Raw genomic sequence first — 4,142 nt, forward strand, 5'->3', positions numbered from 1 at the left:
GGGCTTTGCCGCATCCGCCTATCGCCCTTCACGAACGCGCTTTCTGACAGCAGCAAAAGACCTGATGAGAAGGCCTCTCGCAAGACCACTCTTGCCACGAAGTCGAAAAAAATGCAGAAACACCTTCCGATTCCGCTTTCGAAGAGCGAGGGGGGGGGGTCGAAGAACGCGCGCCAGAGCTCAGAACGCGAAAAAGCCGCCGCTCCGGGAGGGAGGGGCGGCGGCTTCAGGGGATGCAGGCGCCGCGGGATGGCGGCACCTGCGAGGGGAACGCTTAGATGTCGAGGCTGGGGATCTTGGCCTCGGCGTCACCACCGGCAGCGTTGATGCCGGCGATGCGGCCGAAGGTCACGCAGCGGCCGTGGCCGATGCCCGGCACGTACGTGGGATAGTCGCCCGCGCCGAAGAACTCGCCGGCAGCCGAGCCGCACACGTACAGGCCCTCGATCGGCTGGTCCTCGGCGTCGAGCACCTGGGCATCCACGTTGGTGCGCAAGCCGCCGCACATGGTGAGCAGGCTGGCCACCAGCTTGCCGGCGTAAAACGGCGGGTCCTGCACCTTGCCCATGACTTCGGGGCGCTTGCCGAAGTCGAGATCCTTGCCCAGATCGCACAGCTCGTTGTAGCGGGCGACCGTGGCTTCGAGGTTCTCGGGAGGCACGTCCATCTTCTGCGCGAGCTCTTTCAGCGAGTCGGCCTTCACGGTCTGGCCCTTCTCGATCTCGCCTTCGAGCACGATCTGCTGGGCTTCCAGGTTGTACTCGCCGCCCACGGGCTGCGTGAGCTGGCCCCACTGCAAGCCGCCGCCGAGGCCGGCGTCCATCTGCGTCTTCACCTGCTCCAAGCCGTGCGAGTCGTAGATGGTCCAGGCGTCCTTCTGCGTCTGCAGCGCCTTCGTGACGCTCTTCGACTGGGTGTTCACGTCCTCGTTCTTGAAGCGCTTGCCTTCCCAGTTCACGTGCAGGAAACCGTAGCTGGCCGCGCCGAAGTCGAGGTGCATGACGGCCGCGTGCGGCTCGGACTTCTGCATGGCGGCACCCGCCCAGATGGCCTGCTTGTGCATGTCGCCGGTGTCGCAGTCGGGCGGATTGTAGAAGCGCCCGTCCATGGCGTAGGCGGTCATGGGCGAGTAGTACTGGAACATCTCGTCGTCGGCTGCGTAGTCGCCCGAAGCAATGACAACCGATTTCGCGTTGATCTGCATGTACTCGTCCTTGCCAGTGGAAACGATGGCGCCGGTCACCGGGCCGTTGCCGTCGCGAACCAAACGCTCGCTCTTCGTGCTCCAGCGGATCTCGCCGCCCATATCGGCGATCGTCTCGTACAGCGCCGGCACGAGCACCGCGTTGCCGTACACGTCGCCCACGCCCGAGCCCTGGTAGAACGTGAAGTTGATGGTTTCCTCGTACTTGTCGGCCTGGTAGAAGATGTGCGTGACCGGGTACTCGGTGTAATCGGGGCCCTTGTAGTAGCCGTCCCACAGAAGCGCTTCGAGGTTTTTCTTGGTGGCCAGGTCGTACAGCCAGTCGAAGCACGCACCGCTCTTGCGCGCGAACTCCCACAGCAGCGGCTCCTTCACGCGGCCCTGCGCCCAGTTGATCCAACGTCGCACGACGTTGTTGTAGTTCGGCTCCTCCAGCAGACCCTGGTCCACCAGGCCCTGCTGCACCTTGGTGTGGAAACCGGCGATGTGCACGCCGCGCGCGACCACCGTCTCGGGGTTCTTGTCGATGGTGATGACCTTCTTCGCGCCTTCTTCCAACGCGGCGATGGTGGCGCAGCAGCCGCCCAGACCCGCGCCGATGACGAGCACGTCGCAGTCCTCGGTGTTCGCGATCTTGTCGGCGGAGATGGCTTCGGGCGCGATCTCCCAGCTGTGCATGCCGGCCACGTCGGGGCCGGCCGAGGCGCCGCTTTCGGCGACCGGCATGCCGCCCGTCGTTCCGCCCGACGCACCCTCCGTCGTCGCCTTGGCCGCATCGCCGCCGCTTTGCGGAGCGCACCCCGCCAGCCCGGCAACCGCCGCGCCCGCGAGCGCGGTGCCGCCCAGACCCAAGAACGCACGACGCGAAAGACCCTGCTTCTTCTCTTCCTCCATGAGTATTCCCTCCTCCGTTGCCTACCCGCGGCCCCTTGTCGCCGCGTTGCCCCGACTGTACGCCCGACCTTGCAGGTCATCATCCCGTTGGCCGGGGGAACTTCGCCTCCCCCGCCCGATTTCCCCCTACCTGGGGGATGCCTTTTCGCGCAAGCGATGCTGAAAGGGTGACGCCTGCGCGTATAATCTCTGGCGGGGAAAGCTGCCGAAACCGCCCGCCCGCGCATCGCGCGGCAGAGGCGGCCGATGCATGCAGGGGAGGATGCGGATGACACCATCGTTGCGCAAAGAGCTGTGGCGCACGCCCGATTTGCTGGGGTTTGCGGCGCACTGGACTTGGATCTGGTGCGTGTTCTGGAGTTCGCTGTTCTACGCCGAGGGGACGCTGCTCAACTCGTCGGGATCTGCCGGCGCGGCCGCAGGGCTTTCGACCATCGCGTTGGAGCCGCTGTGGGTGACCTCGCTGCTGGCGAACGTGGTGACCATCGCGTTCCTGCTGCTGCTCTCGTATTTGAGGAACCCGCTTTCCGACGTAAGATGCCTCCCCGCGCTCGCCGCTGCGCTCACCGCGCTGGGCACGCTGGCCATCTCCCATCCGTCGCTCGTGATGACGGGCGGCGGTGCCTCGACCGTCTACCTGGCCGGCTCGCTGCTCACCGGCGTGGGCAGCGGCATCGTCGTGGTGCTGTGGGCCGAGCTTTTGGCCTCGCTGGGGTCGCAGCGCACGGTGAACTACAGCGTGGCGGCGCTGCTGCTCGCAGCCGTGGCGTACCTGGTCATCAGCCTGCTGCCCATCGACGCGGCGCAGATGATCGTAGCCTTGCTCCCCCTGATCAGCATGGGGTGCTTCGTCCACTTCAAGCGCAGCGTGCCGCGGCCGCCGCGCGCCATGAGAAACGTGCGCGTGCGCGCGGTGCCACCCATGCGCATGATGGTGATCGCCGTGTTCTTCGGCGTGTCGTTCGGCGTCATGAAGGGGCTTATCGCACCCGTGGGCGACGAATGGATCGGCGTGCGCGACCAGCTGAACATCATCGCCATCGCGGGCGGGGCGCTGGCCGCGTTCGTCGCGATGAGCGTGTACAAGATGGACTTCGACCACCTGACGTACCAGATCGCGTTGCCGCTCATGGCGGCAGGGTTCCTGTTCCTGCCGATGCACGAGCCTTGGAACGTCATCGGCACCGCCGTGCACCAGTTCGGCTACCAGTACTTCTACATCGTGCTGTGGGCGCTGTGGCCCGTGCTGGCTTCGCGCGGCAGCGTGCCTACGGGATGGGTGGTGGGCTGGGGGCTGCTGTGCATCCAGCTGGGCCAGTTCGTGGGATCGGTAGCCGCCGCCATCGCGCTCACGTTCGTCCAGAGCGACCTGGGGCTGGCCATGGTGTCGGCCGGGGTGATCTTCGCGATCCTGATCATCGCGCTGTTCGCCATGGGAAGCGGCTCGGCGAACACGGGCTGGGGCTTCGTGAAGCCCATGGAGGAAGCCGACGCCGCGTCCGATTTCGAGAAGGCCGGCACGCGCCTGGCCCGCCGCTGCCGCTTGTCGCCGCGCGAGATCGAGGTGTTCTTCCTGCTGGCGAAGGGCCGCAACCGCGCCTACATCCGCGAGGAGCTGGTCATCGGCGACGAGACAGTGAAGAGCCACATCAAGAGCATCTACCGCAAGGCCGACGTCCACTCGCAGCAAGAGCTGATCGATCTGCTGGAACGCGAGAGCAGCGCGGACGAGCCGAGGGGACGGGGCTGATCGACGTGGCGAAGAGGCGGTGTGACGGCTCGCCTCCGCTCCTCCTCCGCCACGTGGGCGCAAATGGGCAGCCATGACAACTTGCGCACGCTTGGAACGCGCTTCTAAGCCAGATCGCCCGCATTAGGCCTGGTTGCGTCTCGAACCTTCGGCAACGTGCGATCTCGAACGATGCGAGGATTGTCATAGGGTATCGATTTGCGCCTATGCCGAAGAACCCCGGGACCTCGAAGCCCCCTTCGAGGGCGATCCGTCGTTTGCAAGGGGGTTTGGGGAGACGAACCGCGCTCGGAG

The 4,142-nt window shown here is 65.9% G+C and carries 2 protein-coding genes; one reads left to right on the forward strand and one right to left on the reverse strand.

The window, feature by feature from the left end; translation table 11 throughout:
* Window positions 1-274 precede the first annotated feature (274 nt).
* Window positions 275-2,098, reverse strand: a complete 1,824-nt coding sequence (locus tag ACMO6A_RS04095; RefSeq protein WP_021410108.1) for an FAD-binding protein — start codon at window positions 2,096-2,098, stop codon at window positions 275-277.
* 268 nt (window positions 2,099-2,366) lie between these two features.
* Here ACMO6A_RS04095 and ACMO6A_RS04100 point away from each other — a divergent pair, with 268 nt between their 5' ends.
* On the forward strand, window positions 2,367-3,848 hold the full coding sequence (locus ACMO6A_RS04100; RefSeq protein ID WP_021410105.1) for a helix-turn-helix transcriptional regulator: 1,482 nt from the start codon (window positions 2,367-2,369) through the stop codon (window positions 3,846-3,848).
* The last annotated feature ends 294 nt before the right edge of the window (window positions 3,849-4,142 follow it).

The sequence above is a fragment of the Eggerthella sp. genome, from assembly GCF_048329335.1.
GTDB classification, from domain to species: domain Bacteria; phylum Actinomycetota; class Coriobacteriia; order Coriobacteriales; family Eggerthellaceae; genus Eggerthella; species Eggerthella lenta.